Annotated in this window: 16 protein-coding genes; 7 read left to right on the plus strand and 9 right to left on the minus strand. The window is 35.7% G+C overall.

All coding sequences use genetic code 11. The features are described 5' to 3' along the window. Positions 1–78: 78 nt before the first annotated feature. The 4 genes from DFQ03_RS14820 to DFQ03_RS14835 all read right to left on the minus strand — a co-directional run bounded on the left by DFQ03_RS14820 (position 79) and on the right by DFQ03_RS14835 (position 6,114). Positions 79–2,427, minus strand: coding sequence for an ABC transporter permease (locus tag DFQ03_RS14820; RefSeq protein WP_133674010.1), 2,349 nt, complete (start codon positions 2,425–2,427; stop codon positions 79–81). Positions 2,428–2,635: 208 nt separating this feature from the next. Further along, a complete protein-coding gene (locus tag DFQ03_RS14825) occupies positions 2,636–3,331 on the minus strand; it encodes an ABC transporter ATP-binding protein (protein WP_058104953.1) in 696 nt (231 codons plus the stop codon). Positions 3,332–3,388: 57 nt separating this feature from the next. Continuing rightward, on the minus strand, positions 3,389–4,639 hold the full coding sequence (locus DFQ03_RS14830; RefSeq protein WP_133674012.1) for an efflux RND transporter periplasmic adaptor subunit: 1,251 nt from the start codon (positions 4,637–4,639) through the stop codon (positions 3,389–3,391). Between the two features lie 122 nt (positions 4,640–4,761). Further along, positions 4,762–6,114 carry a TolC family protein gene (locus DFQ03_RS14835; RefSeq protein WP_133674014.1) on the minus strand — a complete coding sequence of 451 codons (1,353 nt, stop codon included), beginning with the start codon at positions 6,112–6,114 and terminating at the stop codon, positions 4,762–4,764. A gap of 201 nt (positions 6,115–6,315) precedes the next feature. On the opposite strand from DFQ03_RS14835, the gene DFQ03_RS14840 reads away from it, so the two are divergent. Then, the gene (locus DFQ03_RS14840) at positions 6,316–7,680 is read left to right on the plus strand and encodes a sigma-54-dependent transcriptional regulator (protein WP_133674015.1); all 1,365 of its coding nucleotides are present in this window, start codon (positions 6,316–6,318) and stop codon (positions 7,678–7,680) included. After that, on the plus strand, positions 7,680–9,026 hold the full coding sequence (locus tag DFQ03_RS14845; protein WP_133674016.1) for a sensor histidine kinase: 1,347 nt from the start codon (positions 7,680–7,682) through the stop codon (positions 9,024–9,026). The genes DFQ03_RS14840 and DFQ03_RS14845 overlap by 1 nt, the downstream gene beginning before the upstream one ends. 2 nt (positions 9,027–9,028) lie before the next feature. Here DFQ03_RS14845 and DFQ03_RS14850 read toward each other — a convergent pair whose 3' ends face one another. From DFQ03_RS14850 to DFQ03_RS14870, 5 genes are read right to left on the minus strand one after another with little or no spacing between them, the layout of a single operon-like run. Next, positions 9,029–9,373: an MGMT family protein gene (locus tag DFQ03_RS14850; protein ID WP_133674018.1), complete on the minus strand. Its 345-nt coding sequence runs from the start codon at positions 9,371–9,373 to the stop codon at positions 9,029–9,031. A gap of 13 nt (positions 9,374–9,386) precedes the next feature. Then, a complete protein-coding gene (locus DFQ03_RS14855; protein ID WP_133674020.1) occupies positions 9,387–10,013 on the minus strand; it encodes a LysE family transporter in 627 nt (208 codons plus the stop codon). Between the two features lie 4 nt (positions 10,014–10,017). Beyond that, complete coding sequence (gene trmB / locus DFQ03_RS14860; RefSeq protein ID WP_133674022.1) at positions 10,018–10,686, minus strand: tRNA (guanosine(46)-N7)-methyltransferase TrmB; 669 nt, start codon at positions 10,684–10,686, stop codon at positions 10,018–10,020. Positions 10,687–10,738: 52 nt separating this feature from the next. After that, positions 10,739–11,809, minus strand: coding sequence for a sensor histidine kinase (locus DFQ03_RS14865; protein ID WP_133674023.1), 1,071 nt, complete (start codon positions 11,807–11,809; stop codon positions 10,739–10,741). Next, complete coding sequence (locus tag DFQ03_RS14870) at positions 11,810–12,496, minus strand: response regulator transcription factor (RefSeq protein ID WP_133674025.1); 687 nt, start codon at positions 12,494–12,496, stop codon at positions 11,810–11,812. Between the two features lie 230 nt (positions 12,497–12,726). Here DFQ03_RS14870 and DFQ03_RS14875 point away from each other — a divergent pair, with 230 nt between their 5' ends. The 5 genes from DFQ03_RS14875 to DFQ03_RS14890 all read left to right on the plus strand — a co-directional run bounded on the left by DFQ03_RS14875 (position 12,727) and on the right by DFQ03_RS14890 (position 18,175). After that, complete coding sequence (locus DFQ03_RS14875; RefSeq protein WP_133674027.1) at positions 12,727–14,025, plus strand: hypothetical protein; 1,299 nt, start codon at positions 12,727–12,729, stop codon at positions 14,023–14,025. A gap of 99 nt (positions 14,026–14,124) precedes the next feature. Beyond that, positions 14,125–16,962, plus strand: a complete 2,838-nt coding sequence (locus tag DFQ03_RS14880; RefSeq protein WP_133674028.1) for a TonB-dependent receptor — start codon at positions 14,125–14,127, stop codon at positions 16,960–16,962. 142 nt (positions 16,963–17,104) lie between these two features. Beyond that, positions 17,105–17,236: a hypothetical protein gene (locus DFQ03_RS19145; protein ID WP_262711600.1), complete on the plus strand. Its 132-nt coding sequence runs from the start codon at positions 17,105–17,107 to the stop codon at positions 17,234–17,236. Between the two features lie 44 nt (positions 17,237–17,280). Continuing rightward, a complete protein-coding gene (locus tag DFQ03_RS14885) occupies positions 17,281–17,622 on the plus strand; it encodes a hypothetical protein (RefSeq protein ID WP_133674030.1) in 342 nt (113 codons plus the stop codon). 244 nt (positions 17,623–17,866) lie between these two features. Continuing rightward, the gene (locus tag DFQ03_RS14890) at positions 17,867–18,175 is read left to right on the plus strand and encodes a T9SS type A sorting domain-containing protein (protein ID WP_133674032.1); all 309 of its coding nucleotides are present in this window, start codon (positions 17,867–17,869) and stop codon (positions 18,173–18,175) included. Positions 18,176–18,338: the final 163 nt, after the last annotated feature.

Genomic DNA, 18,338 nt, shown 5'->3' on the forward strand with positions numbered 1-18,338 from the left:
CCCCTCCAAAGGAGGGGAATGGATTGGAATTTCTTTTATTTAACTCCCTTCCTTTCGGGAAGGGTTGGGGATGGGATTTTACTCTGAACGTAAACTCTTTACCGGATTAACCCTAGCTGCATTGATCGCTTGAAAGCTAATCGTCAACAAGGCTATAACTATGGCTACCGCTCCAGCTATAATAAATGCCCAAGCATTAATTGCGATGCGATATGCATAACCTTCTAACCAATTTTGCATCAATAGCCACGCAATAGGTATAGCGATGACTATTGCCATAAATACCAAGCGCATAAAGTCTTTAGACAATAAGCCAACTATTCCTGTAATGCTAGACCCCAAAACTTTACGAACTCCAATTTCCTTTCTACGTTGGTCTGCCGTAAATGCAGATAAACCGAACAATCCTAAACATGAAATCAATATGGCAAGCAATGCGAAAACCTGAGAAAGATTACCTATCAGCTTCTCACTTTTAAACTTCGCATCATAGGTATCATCCACAAATTCATACTCGAAAGGAAATGCAGGGTTAAACTTTTTCAACGACGCTTCCATACTCCCTAATGCCGCTGTTGTTGCTACGCCAGACTTGGCTTTTACATACATAAAACGTGCTTGACTTGGGTCATTAAAAAATATGACCGGATCACTAGAACCATACATATCGCCGTAGACATAATCTTTTACTACGCCAATAACCGGGTAATCTTCTTCAATAGTTTTCCCAATGGCGCTACCGCTACCCATTAATTTTGCGAAGGATTCACTTACAATAATATTGACACTGTCTTGAGCGGGATTATTACTGAATCCCCTACCTTCAATTATCTTCAGTCCAGCAGTATTGAAAAAATCCGCCGTAATATCACGTACAGAAACCAAAACGTCTTCAGTATCTACACCGCCTTGCCAACTTAATCCTGATGTATTATTTCCTCCGGATAAAATATCAGAATTAATGAGTCCGATACTTTCAATCATTCCCGAAGCTTTCATGTCTTCTTCTATCGGATTGAAGTTTTTAATCATATCTCCGGTAACGGGAATCTTAACGAGGTTTTCTTTATTGTAACCCAAATCGCGCCTTTTTACATGCTGTACTTGTTGGTAGACGATAATAGTACTTATGATAAATACGATGGATACTACAAATTGTGTGGCTACCAATCCTTTTCTAATAAACGATGCGCTGCCTTTTGTTCTACGTGCTCCTTTCAACACATCTACGGGTCTAAAAGAAGATAAATAGAACGCCGGATACCAACCAGCTACCAATCCGCATATCAGTGTAATTCCCAATAGTACTGCTATATGAGTAGGGTTGAACAAACTAAAATCTAGCTGTTTGCTTATCATCATATTAAACTGTGGCACCAGTAATTTTAATAACACCACACTGAGCACCGCAGACAGTGTTGCGGTGATTACGGCTTCTGCCATAAACTGAGCTACTAACCCTTTTCTTCCTGAGCCCAATACTTTTCGTACACCTACTTCATTTGCTCTTTTTTCACTTCTAGCAGTTGCCAAGTTCATAAAATTGATGCAGGCTATCAATAAAATTATAATGGCAATAAGACTAAACAGTCTTACATAAGTTATTTGTCCTCCTATATTTTTACCTCCTTCAAAGGCTGACCTTAAATGCCAGTCTTTCATAGAAAACAAAAAGGCTATGGTTTCGTCATCTTCCGTTTTCATAGGAAGTATTGCTTTGACTTTATTATTGACAACATTAAAATTTGCCTCTGGTGAAAGCTCTACAAAAGTGTCTGAAAAATTAGCACCATATTCTTTTACCCATTCATTATCCTTTGCAAAACGTTCAAAAGGAACAACCCAGTCAAAACTATAAGTTACATTGTGTGGTAAATCTTCATAAACTCCTGACACGGTATAACTTGTTTCATTATTTATTTTAATTACTTTATCAATTGCAGAAGTATTCTCACCAAATAACTGGCTAGCCGTTTCTTGTGAAATGACAATGGCATCTACATCATTAAAAGCGGTTTCTAAATTACCTTCTACAAATGAGAGACTAAACATGCTAAAAAAATCTGGGTCGGCATATCGACCAAATTTATTGATAGAAGTTTCGCCTACTTGAAATAAAAAGTCTTCCCCTTTTGTTCTTGCAGACCCAACTATTCCTGGTACTTCTTCTTTTAAAACTTCTGCTAACGGACCGGGAGTTGCCTGAAAAAATGTTCGCCATTCGCCTTCGTACTGTTGATTGGTCGGCACATAATACACCACATCTTGCTTCTCAAAATTAGCATCATAACCAACCTCATCTTCTACCCAAAGTAAGATCATTGCAGCACAGGTAATGCCAATTGCCAAACCAAAAATATTGAGTAGGCTATAGCCTTTGTTCTTCCAAAGGTTTCTCCAAGCGATTTTTATATAGTTCTTGAACATGATTCTTGTTTTTTCCTCCCCTAACCCCCTTCGAAGGAGGGGGAATGGTTTGGTGATTGATTGATGATATTCTATTATCCGTGATTAAGGGATAGGTTGGGTTGGTTCGGTTTTTGGTTGATTAGTTGTCTTCACTTCGGCTCCGCTCAGTGAATGGAATTGATAATTGATTGACGAATAAACTCTTTTTCAAACCCTTTTGGGGGCACTACATCATGGCACCGATTGCCCTGTTCTGACTTTCCGTTACTATTTGACCGTCGAATAGGTTGACTACTCTGTGCGCGTAGTGCGAATCTCTATCTGAGTGCGTTACCATAACTATGGTGGTTCCCTCTTGGTTTAGTTCCGTTAACAAATTCATTACTTCTATACCGTTCTTGGAATCCAAATTACCTGTTGGCTCATCTGCAAGAATCAATTTTGGGTTGGTTACCACTGCTCTTGATATAGCCACACGCTGCTGTTGCCCACCAGATAATTGCTGTGGAAAATGCTTTTCTCTATGTGCTATTTTCATACGCTCCAATACTTTCATTACTTTTTCCTTACGTTCTGCCTTACCCATTTTTAAATAGATCAAGGGTAGCTCCACATTCTCAAAAACGGTTAACTCATCTATAAGGTTAAAGCTTTGGAATACGAAGCCTAAATTCCCCTTTCGCAGTTGCGTACGCTCGCTCTCTTTTAGTCCGCCTACTTCATTGCCCGCAAAATTGTAACTGCCTTCCGTAGGGTTGTCCAGCATTCCAATAATGTTCAACAAGGTAGACTTACCGCAACCGGACGGACCCATAATGGCAACAAATTCGCCATCTTCTACTTTTAGGTTGACACTGTTCAATGCCAAGGTTTCTACTTCTTCTGTTCTAAAACTCTTTTTTAGGTTTGTAATGGTTATCATATTCCTGCGTTTTTTGTTTGTTATAATGACGCTCAGATTACTCTGATGTGACAGTTTTTATTTTAAGACAATTCTTTCCGCTTCCCCGAAATTATCGTAGTTACTGGTAATTACTTTTTCCCCTGGTTCCAAGCCTTCCAATACTTCATAGTATCTAGAATTCTGTTTTCCTATTCTAATATTTCTTTTAATGGCTTCTCCACCATCAGGATTTACAACAAAAATCCATTGTCCGCCCGTACTTTGAAAAAAGCTTCCTTTTGGCAGTAATAATGCATCGTTAGATTCGCCTAACTGTAATTTAATATTGTAGCTCTGACCCGAACGAATGGTCTCTGGTTTGTTATCGGTGAAAACCAAATCAACCTTAAATCTTCCGTTTCTTACCTCTGGATATACTTTTCGCAATCGCAATGGGAATTCGGTACCGTTACGCTCTAAAACCGCCACTAAATCTCTCTTTACACGATCAATATAATGTTCGTCAATATCCGCTTCAATTTTATAATCTGTCAACACGTTGATTTGACCTATTCGTTGCCCTTGTGAAATGCTCTGACCGATTTCTGCATCTAAAAATCCCAATTGACCGTCTGCAGGAGCTCGTACATTTAAGTGATCCAACCTTTGGTACACCATACCTAAAGTTTTCTGCATACGCGCCAAATCGGTATCCAAGCCTCTTAATGATGTTTCACGTAATTCATCATCTTGCTCTGTCTGCAATTTTACGATCTCATATTGTTTTTGAGACAGTTCATAATTTTCTTTCGACAACTGAAAAGCTTCTCTTGAAATCAATTCTTCATCGAATAATTCTTTGTTCTGTTCGTAATTTCTTTTTAAGCGTTGCAAGTCTGTACTTGCCGTTGCCAAAGATTTTCTTCCTTCAACCTGTCTAGAATCGAAATTTAATTTTGTGGAACGTAAATCATTTTGCTTTAATGCCAAGTTACTTTCGCTTGCCAAAATTTGCTCGTACAGATTCATATTTTCAAGCTTCAAGATGACATCGCCTTTCTTCACCATAGCACCTTCTTCAATTAGTTTTTCGCTTACACGACCACCTTCATAAGCATCCATATAAATGGTAGCAATTGGGGCTACATTACCATTAATAGTAATGTAATCGTCAAATTTACCTGCAGAAACCTCGGCAATAGAAAGCTTATCCTTTTCTGTTCTAAATGTAGATACAGAACCTGCAAATAATAGTTGATATCCGACTAATAATAACAATACACCTAAGGCAATGTAGCCGATGTGTTTTAGCTTTAATCCTTTTTTCTTTTCTAATTTTATATCCATGGTAATCGTTTGTTCGTTGTTCGTTGCCTACAGCAATACTATTGTTTATTAAAAATTACTTCTTCTTTAGAGCATTCCTTTCTATGTTCGGTAGTTTGCTTTATTGGTTCCCCTTTTGTGGGTTAGGGGGCTGCAATATTGAAAACTGGTAATCCCCTGTAAAAATCTAATGTGCTTTTATTTATTTCTGATCGTAATTTCACTTGTAAATTTTCGTTTTGTGCACTGGCGTATAAATTTTTGGCGGTAAACAGTTCCAAGGCATTTATCAAGCCTTTTTCATAGCGTTTTTGAGCAATGGTGAACGCCAAGTTCTGCGCCTCCATTTTCTGATTGCTCTGCACCAATTCTACCAGCAAAGAATTATAATCTTGCACCAATTTCTGTATCGCCTGAAACAGCTCTTGCTCTTGTGTTTTTAAATTATTCTCTGCTCTTAACTTTTCTATTTTAGATTGCTTAACCCTTGATCTTGCAGACCAACCATTACTAATAGGCACATTAAGGTTCACACCTATGTACTGCGATGTATTATCTCTAAACTGCTCTCTAAAGGGTAAGGTATTACCAAGAGTATCTCTAAAAGTTTCAAAATATCCTGTGCCTATACCTGCAAAGAATGACAACGAAGGGTATAGTCGACCTCTTGAAACGGCCACTTGCTTTTTAGCTGCTTCTGCCCTAAACTCTTGTGCCTTGATCATTGGTATAAACTCCCTTGCCTCAGTATAAACAGCATCAGATTTCATTTCTTGACTATTAAGCTCCGTTGCTATTTCTTCTAAATCTTTTTGAATTTCTATATCTGAAGTATTCTCTAAATTCATTTCTTGAATCAAGGTCAACTTCGCCGTAGCCAATTGATTGTTACTTTGAGTTACGTTTAGCTTATCGGTCAACAATAAAGATTCTGCTTCATATAAATCTGCTCCTGCTTTTAACCCTAATTCTACCTGCTTTTCTACTAAGTTGTAATTCGATTGCGATACGGTTAGTTGTTCTTTTGAAATTGCTACCAATCCCTCAAAAAACTGGATATCGTAAAAAGCTTGCATCACTCTAAATGCCAACAAATATTTTTGCTGTAACACTTCTTCTTGTGTTGCCTTGAACAATAATTTGGATGCTTTGATGGCATTGATTTTCTGAAACCCCTGAAACAAATCGATAGAAGATTCTAAAGAATAATTGTTGGAGTAAAAATCCAGATTTACGAATGTACCGGTATTAGGATCCTCAGCTCTACCGTAATTAATAAGATAACTAGAAGATGCATTCACTGATGGCAACAGATTACGAACCGATTGTCTATAGGTTTCTCTATTAGATTGGTTGGTATATTTAAAGTCGTTCAACTGTAAATTATGCTCTAGTGCAAAAGTGACGCATTCATCTAATGTCCAACTTTCTTGAGCAAGAATAGACCCCCAAATTGAAAGTAGTAAAAATGCCGTTATTTTAAATTTTTGATTCATTTCTTAATTGGTATGCCATTCTCAATACTATATGCGTGCCATAATTTTATTATATTGATTATCAGTAGCTTATGTTTAAATAAAAATTATTAATATTTTACTAGTGTAAAAATGTTGTACAGATAATGTCAAAATTTTTTACAATGCCATGAAAATACAAACTTCTATGTGTAGATTTAAATGCGTTAATAGATTGTTGCCATGATAGATGCTAAAATACTTGTAGTAGATGATACCAAAAGTGTATTGAGCGCTTTAGAAATATTGTTACAATTTGAATATAAAAGTGTTCAAACAATATCCAACCCTAACTTACTTACCTCTTTCCCTAACTTAAAGGAAATTGATATCATATTATTAGATATGAATTTTTCTGCGGGAGTGAACACTGGTAACGAAGGATTATACTGGTTACGCGAGATAAAAAAGAAAGCTTCGCATATTTCGGTAATTATGATGACTGCCTATGGTGCCGTTGAGCTTGCAGTTGAAGCTATTAAAGAAGGTGCTACCGATTTCGTACTCAAACCTTGGAACAACGAACGACTATTAACTACGGTAAAATCTGCCTACGAACTTAGAAAGTCACAAAAAGAGGTTCAACATTTAAAGCAAAAAGAGAGCAACCTCAAGCAGGTTATTAACCAGAATTCAAATTACATTATCGGCAACTCCAAAGCACTTAACAGTGTTTTAAACCTGGTACAGAAAGTTGCCAAAACAGATGTCAACATTTTAGTAACCGGTGAAAACGGTACTGGAAAAGAACTAATAGCAAGAGAACTTCATAAATCATCTGCTAGAAATAACGAGGTTTTTATCTCGGTAGATATGGGTTCAATTTCAGAAAATTTATTCGAAAGCGAACTATTCGGTCATGTAAAAGGTTCTTTTACCGATGCCAAGGACGATCGTGCAGGTAAGTTCGAGGCCGCAAATGGCGGTACGCTCTTCTTAGATGAAATTGGTAACCTATCATTACAAATGCAAGCCAAACTATTATCTGTTATTCAAAACAGGGTAGTAGTTCGTGTAGGATCCAATAAACCAGTTGCCGTCGATATAAGATTAGTCTGCGCCACAAATTGCAATCTAGATCAAATGGTTGCGGACGGACTATTTCGTGAAGACCTTTTATATAGAATAAATACTATTCAAGTTCAGGTTCCATCCTTGAGAGATAGAGATAATGACATTTTGGTATTATCAGATTTCTTCCTGAAAAAATTCGCTAACAAATACGGAAAGCCCAATTTGAAAATCAATCAATCTGCACAAGAGAAATTGATGAGCTACCTATGGCCCGGTAATGTAAGAGAGCTTTTACATACTATGGAGCGTGCTGTTATTTTATCGGAAGGAAATGTATTAAAACCAACTGACTTTCTATTGGATACCAAAACAACAGTTACAATGGAGGGCGGACCAAAGACTCTTGAAGAAATGGAACTGGTCATGATAAATAAAGCCCTAGGCGATCATGATGGCAATTATAGTGCAGCTGCGGACCAATTAGGTATCTCTAGACAAACACTGTATAATAAACTCAAAAAATCTGGTAAATAATGGTTAGCAAAAGTATATACTACCAACTTGTTTTCAGGATTATTTTAATTGCAGTCTGTGCTTTGCTCACCGCATTCTTAATAGCCAAAGAGCATTATCTACTTGGCTTTATTCTAAGCTTGGTATTTATAGGACAAACTTATGGTTTAATACATTATGTAAACCAAACCAATAGAAAAATCGCTTACTTCTTCGATGCTATTAAAAATGAAGATTTCACCTTGCGATTTCCAGAAAAATTGAGTGTTAAGTCTATTGAAGAATTAAATCATAGCTTGAATATGTTGAATACTATGATTCAAGACATTCATGTAAAAAAACAGGCACAAGAGCAGTATTATCAAGAGATATTAAGACAAGCCGATATCGGTATTTTTACCGTAAATGAGAAAGGACATATTCTTTATGCAAACCCTACCGTACAGAATTTACTTAATTACAAACCATTAAATCATGTCAAGCAACTAAAGCTAATAGACCCGAAACTTTATGGTTTATTTGAATCTCTTGAACCTTTTGAAAGTACCTTGTATGCTTTAGAGAATGAACGAGGTAAAAAAGAATTAACCTTAAAATGTACACCTATCGCAATTGAAGGTAAGCAGCTATTATTGGTCATTGTTCATGATATTCAAAAAGAATTAGATGATAAAGAAACCGATTCTTGGGTAAAATTGATTCGCGTTTTAACCCACGAAATCATGAATACCATTACACCAATTACCTCTATTTCTGAATCTATCTTAAAATACTTCAAAAAAGGAAACGAACTTTCTAAACCTGAAGAATTTGGAGAACTTCAGATAAAAAATTCTGCCAAGGGGCTAGAGGTCATAAAAGAGCAAGGGAATGATTTAATGAGCTTTGTACAATCTTACCGAACATTTTTAAGTGTACCCGAACCTGATCGAGAATTGATACCCGCCAGCAAGATTTTAGAAAAAGTGCGGTTGCTATTACAAGAATATACGAATGGTCACAACATCAGCTTAGAAATATCGTCTGAACCTAAAGATCTAGAACTTTATATTGATGAAAAACAGCTTACCCAAATACTTTTAAACCTTGGTAAAAATGCCAAACAATCTCTAGAAGGGCAAGATTCTGGTAGTATTATCATTAAGGCCGGAATAGAACAACAGGGGAAAAAATACATTACCGTTACCGATAATGGACCAGGAATATCGCCTGAAATGCTAGACGAGGTATTTGTTCCTTTTTTTACCACAAAAAGTACTGGTACCGGTATTGGTCTAAGTTTAAGCAAACAAATTATGCGAATGCATGGAGGATCTATTCGGGTAGCATCAAATGAAACAACTACGTTTACTTTAACCTTTCAATAGTATTATAATTCCGCTTTAAGTTCTGTAAAAGGATCCCAGAAGTAATCTTCTAGTTTTACTATTTGCAGGTCTTTTATTACTACTCCTTCACCTTCTAATAGTTGTTGCATGAGGTTAGTGCCGTCAAAATGGTGTTTACCGGTAAGTAAACCGGCTTTATTGACTACTCTATGCGCAGGAATATCATCCATATTATGCGATGCATTCATAGCCCAACCTACCATTCTAGCGCTGCGGGCCGCACCTAAATATTTGGCTATTGCGCCGTAGGAAGTTACACGCCCTTCTGGTATTAACCGTGCCACCTGATATACTCTTTCAAAGAAATTCTCATTTTCAGGTTTCATTTGCTACATCCGTTTAATTGAACAATCTAAAAGCTGTGATCACAAATAGCAATACCATTAATCCGCTTAAAATAAAATTACTGTTTTTGGAGAAGGACGTTGTTTTATGCTCCCACTTATTAAAATAGATTACATATAAATACATGGCAAAAAAAGTTCCACTGCCTGCAGCAAGAATAAACAAAACCTCATCTATAATTTCGAAGGTCATGAATCCTTGTGAATGAAAAACGGTATTTAAACCGCTATAATATGGTATCGCCAAAAGATTAATAAGCGCCAAGAACACTCCTTTAGAAAAACTATTTCGCTTTTTTGTTTCGGTTAATATCAATGGCTTATTCTCTTGCTTTTTCCCTTTAATATAAAATACAATTGCCAACACAAAGAAAATACCCAATGCCAATTGCAGCAATACCTCTATAACATGTTGATTTCTAGAAATTAATTTTGCGATGCGTACCGACACATACGTTTGTAACATTACCGCAAGAGCAACACCTAAACCAAAAATTATTCCATTTGCTTTTCCCTTTTCTACACTGGTCTTTGCTGCATTTAAATTCAGCAACCCGGGTGGTAACGATGCGAAGAAGGCCGCACCAAAAGTGAATACAAATAAAATAGGTAATTGTTGCATTGAATCAGTTTACCTTGAACCTAATAAAAGTAATAGGTTTTCCCTTTTCAAGATACTGATTTTCATAGAAAGTCTGTATTTCCAAGACTTCTTTAGGGCTACCTTCATTCTTATAGACATCATGATTGGCATAGAGCACTTCTAAACCAAGACCGTGCAATAAGCCTAAAGTATACCCATGCATGAACTCACTATCGGTTTTTAAATTCACCGTTCCTTCAGGTTTTAGCACTTGTTTATAGCGCTCTAAAAACGTCGCATTGGTCATACGGTGTTTGGTGCGTTTATATTTTATTTGAGGATCAGGGAAGGTTATCCAAATTTCAGATACCTCTTCTTTTGCAAATAGATGATCTACCAATTCTATTTGTGTTCTTATAAAGCAAACATTAGGTAAGTCTCCTTCAACGGCTTCTTTAGCCCCTTTCCAGAATCGGGCGCCTTTGATATCGATACCAATAAAATTCTTGTTCGGAAATTTCTTTGCCAAGCCAACAGTATATTCCCCTTTACCACAACCCAATTCTAGGACGATAGGATTGTCGTTTTTGAAATGGGTATCCCACTTTCCCTTCAACGGAAAACCGCCTACCACTTCTTCTCTTGTTGGTTGAATTACGTTTGAAAACGTCTCGTTTTCCTGAAATCTTTTTAATTTATTTTTACTTCCCACAATTATTACATCTAAACTGGGGCAAATCTAAGAAAAAAGAGAGGGTTAGCGTTTATTGTACTTCCTCTATTTGAATGATACTTTTCTCCAAAGTAAAAGAAAACTCAGATCCTACCTCTACGGCACTTTCTACATAAATTTTTTCGCCGTGTGCTTCAATTACATGTTTTACAATGGCTAGACCCAGGCCAGAGCCACCTTCGCGACGGCTACCACTTTGATCTACCCTATAAAAACGTTCAAAAAGTCGCGGAATATGCACGGCAGGTATGCCCTCGCCATTATCGGTCACCCGAACAATTACCTTGTTTTTTACGAGATTTTCTACACTAACCTCTGTAGTACCATTATCATTACCATACTTAATAGAGTTCACCAATAAATTGGTAAGCACCTGTTGTATTTTTTCCTTATCTGCAAAAACAAATACGGAATCAACATATTCCATATCGAAAGTAAGGGTAATGTTCTTCTTCGCCGCTTTCATCTCCAATAAATCAAATACACTTTGTATTAAATCTATAATATCAAAAGAGTGTTTCTCAAGATTAAGATCACCAACTTCCAATTTTGTGATCAGATCTAAATCTTTTACAATATAAATGAGACGATCTACTGCTTTATTGGCACGAGTAAGATACTTTCTTCGAATATTCTTATCCTCCATTGCACCGTCTAATAAAGTCTCTATATACCCTTGAACAGTAAAAAGCGGAGTTTTTAGCTCATGAGAAACATTACCTAAAAAGTCTTTACGGTATTCTTCACGAATCTTTAAAGTGTCAATTTCGATTTTCTTATCCTTTGCAAATTTTTCTATTTCTTGCGTTAAAGTTCTCATATCTGTGGTAACAGGGTATGAGGGTATTGTACTGGATTCTAACAACTCTACATCATCATAAATTTTCTTGATTCTTTTGTAGATGAATTTTTCTATTCTTAATTGTAAGGTGATAAAAGAAATAATAAAAAAGAACAACGCTGCAAATAGCAAAATACCCCAATTTATGGTACTAAAGCGCCATTGTAACAATGCTAGCACCGATATGCCGATTATCACGATATAAAGTGATGAGCGAAATGCAAAACGATATGACTTTCTTGAACGAACTTTATCAGCCATTTAGAGTACAAACTTATATCCTACTCCCTTTACGGTTTTAAAATGGTCTTCACCTATTTTTTCACGAAGCTTTCTAATGTGTACATCAATGGTACGACCACCAACTACGACCTCGTTACCCCAAACTTTATCAAGAATAACCTCTCTTTTGAATACTTTACTAGGTTTTGAAGTTAACAAGGCAAGAAGTTCAAACTCTTTTCTAGGTAAAATGATCTCTTTACCTTTCTTGACAATCTTATATTCTTCCCTATTAATTACGATATCGCCTACTTTGGTAATATCTTCTTGAGCGTTTTCTTCGTTCTTGATACGTCTAAGAAGTGCATTAACCTTACTTACCAAAACTTTTGGTTTGATAGGCTTTGTAATATAATCATCTGCACCAGCATCAAAACCTGCTACTTGAGAATAATCTTCTCCTCTAGCAGTTAAGAAAGTTATAATAGTATTTTCCATACCAGGAGTTCTTCTTAGAATCTCACAAGCTTCAATACCATCCATCTCGGGCATCATTACATCTAGTATAATAAGGTGTGGCATTTTCTTTTTTGCCTTGGCGACACCATCAGCACCATTTTTAGCAGTGTACACATCATAACCTTCGGCAGATAAATTATAGGCCACTATCTCTAGAATGTCTGGCTCATCATCAACTAAGAGTATCTTAATGTCCTTCTTTTTCATGGTTTTCAAATTAGATTGATTCGCTCAAAAGTAAAGATAATACTATTACTGCAACGGCTGTTAACATTGATTTAATGTAGTAACGTTTAGGTAACATTAACAAAATAAATGTTTAACATGGATCTAACCCGAACATTACAACCGCTCTCTTTCTTTGCAGTGCAATAAAATAATAATTGAAAAGAACTCTATTGCCAACCTAGTTAAAATAATAAACTTAAAAAGAAAAGATGAAAAAAATTATTTGGTCATTTGCTACAGTAACTGCTATTATCGCTGCAGCATCTTGTGAAAAAGAAACCGTAGTGGAAGTTGAAAAAGAAGTTATCGTTGTAGATACGGTAACAACAGAAACTGAAGTTGAAGTTGAAACTTCAATAACTGTTTCTGAAGACATCATTACAGATGTTACTTGGACTGCTGATAAGATTGTTACTTTAGACGGTAGAGTATTCGTAACAGAAGGGGCTACACTTACCATTGAACCAGGAACAATAATAAAAGCAAATGCGGGATCAGGTGTTAATGCTTCTGTATTAATCGTGACAAGAGGTAGTAAAATTGAAGCTTTAGGTACGGCTGCAGCACCAATTATTTTTACTTCTGCTGCAGATAATATAGTAATAGGACAAACAAGTGGTACTAACCTTGACCAAAACGATCGTGGTCTTTGGGGTGGTTTAATTTTATTAGGTAACGCACCAGCATCTTTTGATGGAGATGCAGTGTCTGCTCAAATAGAAGGTGTACCAACAGATACAGACGGAGACAAAGGTCTTTATGGTGGTACTGATGCTGCCGATGACTCTGGAACTCTTCAATATATTTCTATACGTCACGGTGGTGCTTTAATAGGTGAAGGAAATGAAATTAACGGTCTTACCCTAGGTGCTGTTGGTACTGGAACAACTATTGACAATATTGAAGTTGTTGGTAATGTCGATGATGGTGTAGAGTTCTTTGGTGGAAGCGTTAACGCTACTAACCTATTTGTATGGGCACAAGGTGACGATGGTCTTGATATTGACCAAGCTTACTCTGGTACTATTGATAATGCAGTGGTTGTACAAGGTGGTATTTCTGATCATGCTTTAGAAATTGATGGTCCTGAAGGTTCTCTACAAGGTGCATACACATTAACAAACGCTACTTTAATCGGACTTGCCGAAAATATTGCTGGTGGTGAAATCGCTGATTTCAGATCAAACGCGCAGGGTACAAACAATAATATCTTAGTTACTGGTTTTACAGGTGTAGGTACTGATTTAGTACTTTCTGATGTTGAATTGGATAATGAAGGTGTTGCTGCAAATTATACTGCCGGTACATTAGTATTGACAAACTGGGAAATAGTTTTACCAACAGGTGTTACTAACTCTTCTGATGTATTCAACGATACAACTGACAGTACTACTTTTGAAGCTGATGCTGCAACTTTCTCATCTGCCGTTACAGAAGCAACTGTTGGTGCTGACACATCTGCTTTTTCTTGGACCTACTCTAACGCTAAAGCTAGCTTAGGTTTCTAATTATAAATACAAATAATAGTTACACATAATAATTGCTCGTCCTAAGATATTTTTTAGGCGAGCAATTTATTTCTTTTTAACAATTTCAATTCATTACTTATGAAACTCAAGTTATTATTAATTTTACTTATCACCTTTTCCGCTCAAATTATATCTGCACAAGAGGGTATTATATCAGGAACTGTGAATGATGGTGAATTTAATGACGTTCTCCCTTTTGCAAATATTCTTATCAAAGGAACAACAAAAGGAACTACATCAGATTTTGATGGAAAATATGTTCTAGACGTAGAGCCTGGCACTTACACTGTAACATTTTCTTATTTAGGTTACGAAACCAAAGAAATATCAGAAGTAATCGTTGAGCCTGGTGCCGAGCAAATAATTGACATAACATTAAACCCACTTGCAAATGCACTTGATGAGGTAGTTGTTACTACTACAGTTAGTAAAAACACAGAAGCTTCCGTTCTAAATCTTCAAAAGAATTCGGTAGCCCTATTAGATGGCTTATCTATACAAAGTATAAAAAAATCAGGCGCTAGCGATATTGCTAGTGCTATTAAATCGGTACCTGGTGTATCTGTACAAGGAGGTAAATTTGTTTATGTTCGTGGTTTAGGCGACCGTTACACTAAATCTATTTTAAATGGTGTAGATGTGCCCGGCCTTGATCCAGACAGAAACACTTTGCAATTAGATATTTTCCCAACTAACATCCTTGACAATATTATAGTTATTAAATCTGCTACCGCAGATCAGCCTGCAGATTTTACAGGTGGGGTTGTCGATATTGTCACTAAAGATTTTCCTACTAGAGCTGAATACAGTATATCTACAGGTTTAGGCTACAACTCTAGCATGCACTTCAAGGACAATTACCTTAATTATGATGGTAGCCCAACAGATGCATTAGGTTTTGATAATGGCCAAAGAGATTTGGCAATACCTCAAAATATAGAAACTCCTTTACCTGTTGTAGACGGCAATAGATCCGCTGCCTTAACAAGATTATTGGAACCAAATCTAAAAGCACTGGAAAATCAAAGTGGTGCAGATTTTAATATTGGTTTTACAGCTGGTAACCAATATGACCTTAATGAAGATGGAACTAAAAAAATAGGTTACTTAGCCTCTCTTACATATAAAAACAGTACTGATTTCTACGAAGATGCTGTTAGCGGACAAGTATTTAGAAAACAAGACCAAGATAAATCTGTTCTTGAGCTAACCGATGATAGAACACAATCTGGTAATATCGGTGTCAACAACGTACTTATTAGTGGGCTTGCAGGTATTTCATTAAAAAGCCTTCAGTCTAAATACAAGTTGAATGTATTACACATACAAAATGGAGAATCTGGTGCTTCATACATTAGACAAGATAACTTTAATGTAAATTCTAACACTATTTTCAAAGATGTATTAACGTATACACAACGTTCTATTACCAACATTTTATTAAATGGTGAACACACGAACGAAGATGCTTCTTGGAAAGTTTCTTGGAAAGTTTCGCCAACATTCTCTAAAATCTATGATAAGGATTTGAGAACGACTCCTTTTAGATTTGAGCCTGAAACTGGAAACTTTACTATTTCCCCTAGTGAATCTGGAGACCCTAGTAGAATTTGGAGAGACTTAGAAGAATACAACGTAGCTAGTAAATTAGATCTTACAAGAAAGCATCAATTATTTGGTAGAGATGCAAAACTTAAATTTGGTGGTGCGTTTACTATTAAAGAAAGAGACTTTGTTGTTAATCAATTCTCTACACCTATCCAATCACAAGCAGGAAACTATAGTTTAAATTTTGAAGGTAATGCAGATTTAGTTTTAGCTCCTGAAAATATTTATGATCCAGAAACAAGAGAAGGTACTTATGTAAGACGTGATTCTAATATATCTGATTCTTTCAACTCTCAAATTACCGTTGGCGCAGGTTATGTTGGCGATGAATTTAAACTATCTGATAGGTTCAACGCTATTGTTGGTGTAAGATTTGAAAAGTTTGACCTACGTTACTCAGGTGAAAACCAAGATGGTGAAGTATTTGACAATCAAACAATTTTAGACAAAGCAGATTTCTTCCCTTCTGCCAACTTTATCTACGAACTAAACGAAGAAGCAAATAAGAAAATAAGAGCTTCGTTTTCTAGTACTACAGCTAGACCTTCTTTTAAAGAGGCATCTAACGCACAGATTTTTGACCCTGTATCAAGTACGTTCTTTATTGGTAATATCGATATTCAACCAACTTATATTAATAACTATGATATAAGATTTGAAGCTTATGGTGAAGGAACGAATTTCTTTGCGATCAGTGGTTTTGCCAAAACTTTTGATGATCCTATTGAACTTACATTCATTAGAGAAGCTAGAGGGCAATTTATCCCCTTAAATTTAGGTGATGCCAAGGTATTTGGTGCTGAATTGGAATATAGAAGAAATATGGGCTTTATTCCAGGATGGGAAAATTTCAATTTCAATGCTAATATTTCTGTTATTGAATCTCAGCAAACATATAGTGAAGATGAAGAAGCTGCAAGAATAGATAACTTAAGAACAGGTGAAACATTAGATGACACTAGACAATTACAAGGGCAGTCTCCTTTACTTTTAAACGTTGGATTTGACTACTCAAATAATGATAATGGCTGGCAAGGTGGTATCGTTTACAATGTTCAAGGTAAAACCTTGGAAATTGTAGGTAATGGCGATATCCCAGATGTTTACACGCTACCTTTCCACAACTTAAAAATGAACTTAAGTAAAGAATTCGGTAAAGAAAACTCTAGCAAAATAACCTTAAAGTTTGAAAACATTATCAATGATGATATTGAGAGTGTTTACCAATCTTTTGGTGCTCAAGACCAAATATATTCTTCTAGATATCCAGGACAAGCTATTTCTTTAGGATATAGCTACCAGTTCTAAAATCTTTAAAATTCAATAGCCAAAAGCCCGCAATTAGCGGGCTTTTTTTTATTCTTAAAACCGATAACTATTTGATAACATTTAACTCAAAATAGATGTGGGATAATATCTTAATTTTAGTAAGAATCTTAATATGTATATAATGAAAAAATGCATCTTCTTTTTAGCTAGCATTATTATGGTCTTTTTAGCATCTTGCTCAAAAGAAGAATATATAGACGAGTCAACATCTGATGAAATATTAACACCGTATCTAATGATGATGCCTTTCTAATTCCTTTTGGAAATCAGACTATAAAAGATTCCTTACAATTTACATTGAGCCTAAAAGACCTTGATCTTGAAATCGATTTTGACGAAATTCACTCCATATCTTTGTTTTTTAAAGATCCCAATTTAAATGAAATGAAATCTTTGGCTTATATAAATCTAGAAAGGGACTATCGCATATTCTACGAAGGAGGAAGCGACCTTGAAGAATTAGACTATACCATTTATATTGAAAATGCTGACGGAACCAATGATTTTGGTTCAAGTTTCGAACTTAAAAACCTAACGATTATTGGCTTAAATATTTCCAAAATTAGAGATATCCCTACTGGTACTTTAGATTATAGAGATTTTGATGAGCTGGTCGATTATTTTAATCTTCAAGATTAATTTTAAACTTATTTTTCTAATAAAAAGCTCGCAAATTGCGGGCTTTTTTGTTTAAAATATTTCTTACGATCAAAGACTACACGCAACTTAAAACCCCAATAAAATTGGTAGTTGACGTCATAAACTGTGCATTTCATCGATCTTTTTGCATTTCATCGATCTTTTCACAATATCTCCTCTTACAAAAATATAAGAGACTGTTAAATTCCTATATTTGTGGCATAGCATTTGTAACCAGCTTTATATGAAGCAACTTTACCTAATCATCTTCTTTTTCTTTATTTCTTTTAGCTATGGACAAAGTACCCAAAGCAATGGAGATATTGATGGTTTTAGTATGTATCCAAATCCGGTTACTACAGGTAAAGTTTATATTTCTACCAACCTTAACGCTCCTAAAGAAATCTTTATTTACGATGTTTTTGGAACATTGCTATTGAAGACTACTATTTTGGGCAAAGAATTAAATCTTTCAGATTTAGATTCTGGTGTTTATGTTTTACGTGTTCTTGAAAAGAACAAGATGTGCACACGTAAGTTAATTGTTAAGTAATAATTTCCCTATTTTTCTCGATATTCTCAAAATACATTATCGGTTAACTACACGTTTTTACGACGAAATACTTCGCGTATTTCATTGACCTACATAAATTTAGCTTTCACAACATTTTCAGTGTACCAGCTACACTTCTATCTACCTTTACAGTGTTGATCCC

Source organism: Maribacter caenipelagi, assembly GCF_004364175.1.
Lineage (GTDB): Bacteria > Bacteroidota > Bacteroidia > Flavobacteriales > Flavobacteriaceae > Maribacter > Maribacter caenipelagi.

Excerpts from the sequence above, each read along its gene's own strand:
- DFQ03_RS14820 (WP_133674010.1), bottom strand. The coding sequence starts at position 2,427 with ATGTTCAAGAACTATATAAAAATCGCTTGGAGAAACCTTTGGAAGAAC.
- DFQ03_RS14825 (WP_058104953.1), bottom strand. The coding sequence starts at position 3,331 with ATGATAACCATTACAAACCTAAAAAAGAGTTTTAGAACAGAAGAAGTA.
- DFQ03_RS14830 (WP_133674012.1), bottom strand. The coding sequence starts at position 4,639 with ATGGATATAAAATTAGAAAAGAAAAAAGGATTAAAGCTAAAACACATC.
- DFQ03_RS14835 (WP_133674014.1), bottom strand. The coding sequence starts at position 6,114 with ATGAATCAAAAATTTAAAATAACGGCATTTTTACTACTTTCAATTTGG.
- DFQ03_RS14840 (WP_133674015.1), top strand. The coding sequence starts at position 6,316 with ATGATAGATGCTAAAATACTTGTAGTAGATGATACCAAAAGTGTATTG.
- DFQ03_RS14845 (WP_133674016.1), top strand. The coding sequence starts at position 7,680 with ATGGTTAGCAAAAGTATATACTACCAACTTGTTTTCAGGATTATTTTA.
- DFQ03_RS14850 (WP_133674018.1), bottom strand. The coding sequence starts at position 9,373 with ATGAAACCTGAAAATGAGAATTTCTTTGAAAGAGTATATCAGGTGGCA.
- DFQ03_RS14855 (WP_133674020.1), bottom strand. The coding sequence starts at position 10,013 with ATGCAACAATTACCTATTTTATTTGTATTCACTTTTGGTGCGGCCTTC.
- DFQ03_RS14865 (WP_133674023.1), bottom strand. The coding sequence starts at position 11,809 with ATGGCTGATAAAGTTCGTTCAAGAAAGTCATATCGTTTTGCATTTCGC.
- DFQ03_RS14870 (WP_133674025.1), bottom strand. The coding sequence starts at position 12,496 with ATGAAAAAGAAGGACATTAAGATACTCTTAGTTGATGATGAGCCAGAC.
- DFQ03_RS14875 (WP_133674027.1), top strand. The coding sequence starts at position 12,727 with ATGAAAAAAATTATTTGGTCATTTGCTACAGTAACTGCTATTATCGCT.
- DFQ03_RS14880 (WP_133674028.1), top strand. The coding sequence starts at position 14,125 with ATGAAACTCAAGTTATTATTAATTTTACTTATCACCTTTTCCGCTCAA.
- DFQ03_RS19145 (WP_262711600.1), top strand. The coding sequence starts at position 17,105 with ATGAAAAAATGCATCTTCTTTTTAGCTAGCATTATTATGGTCTTTTTA.
- DFQ03_RS14890 (WP_133674032.1), top strand. The coding sequence starts at position 17,867 with ATGAAGCAACTTTACCTAATCATCTTCTTTTTCTTTATTTCTTTTAGC.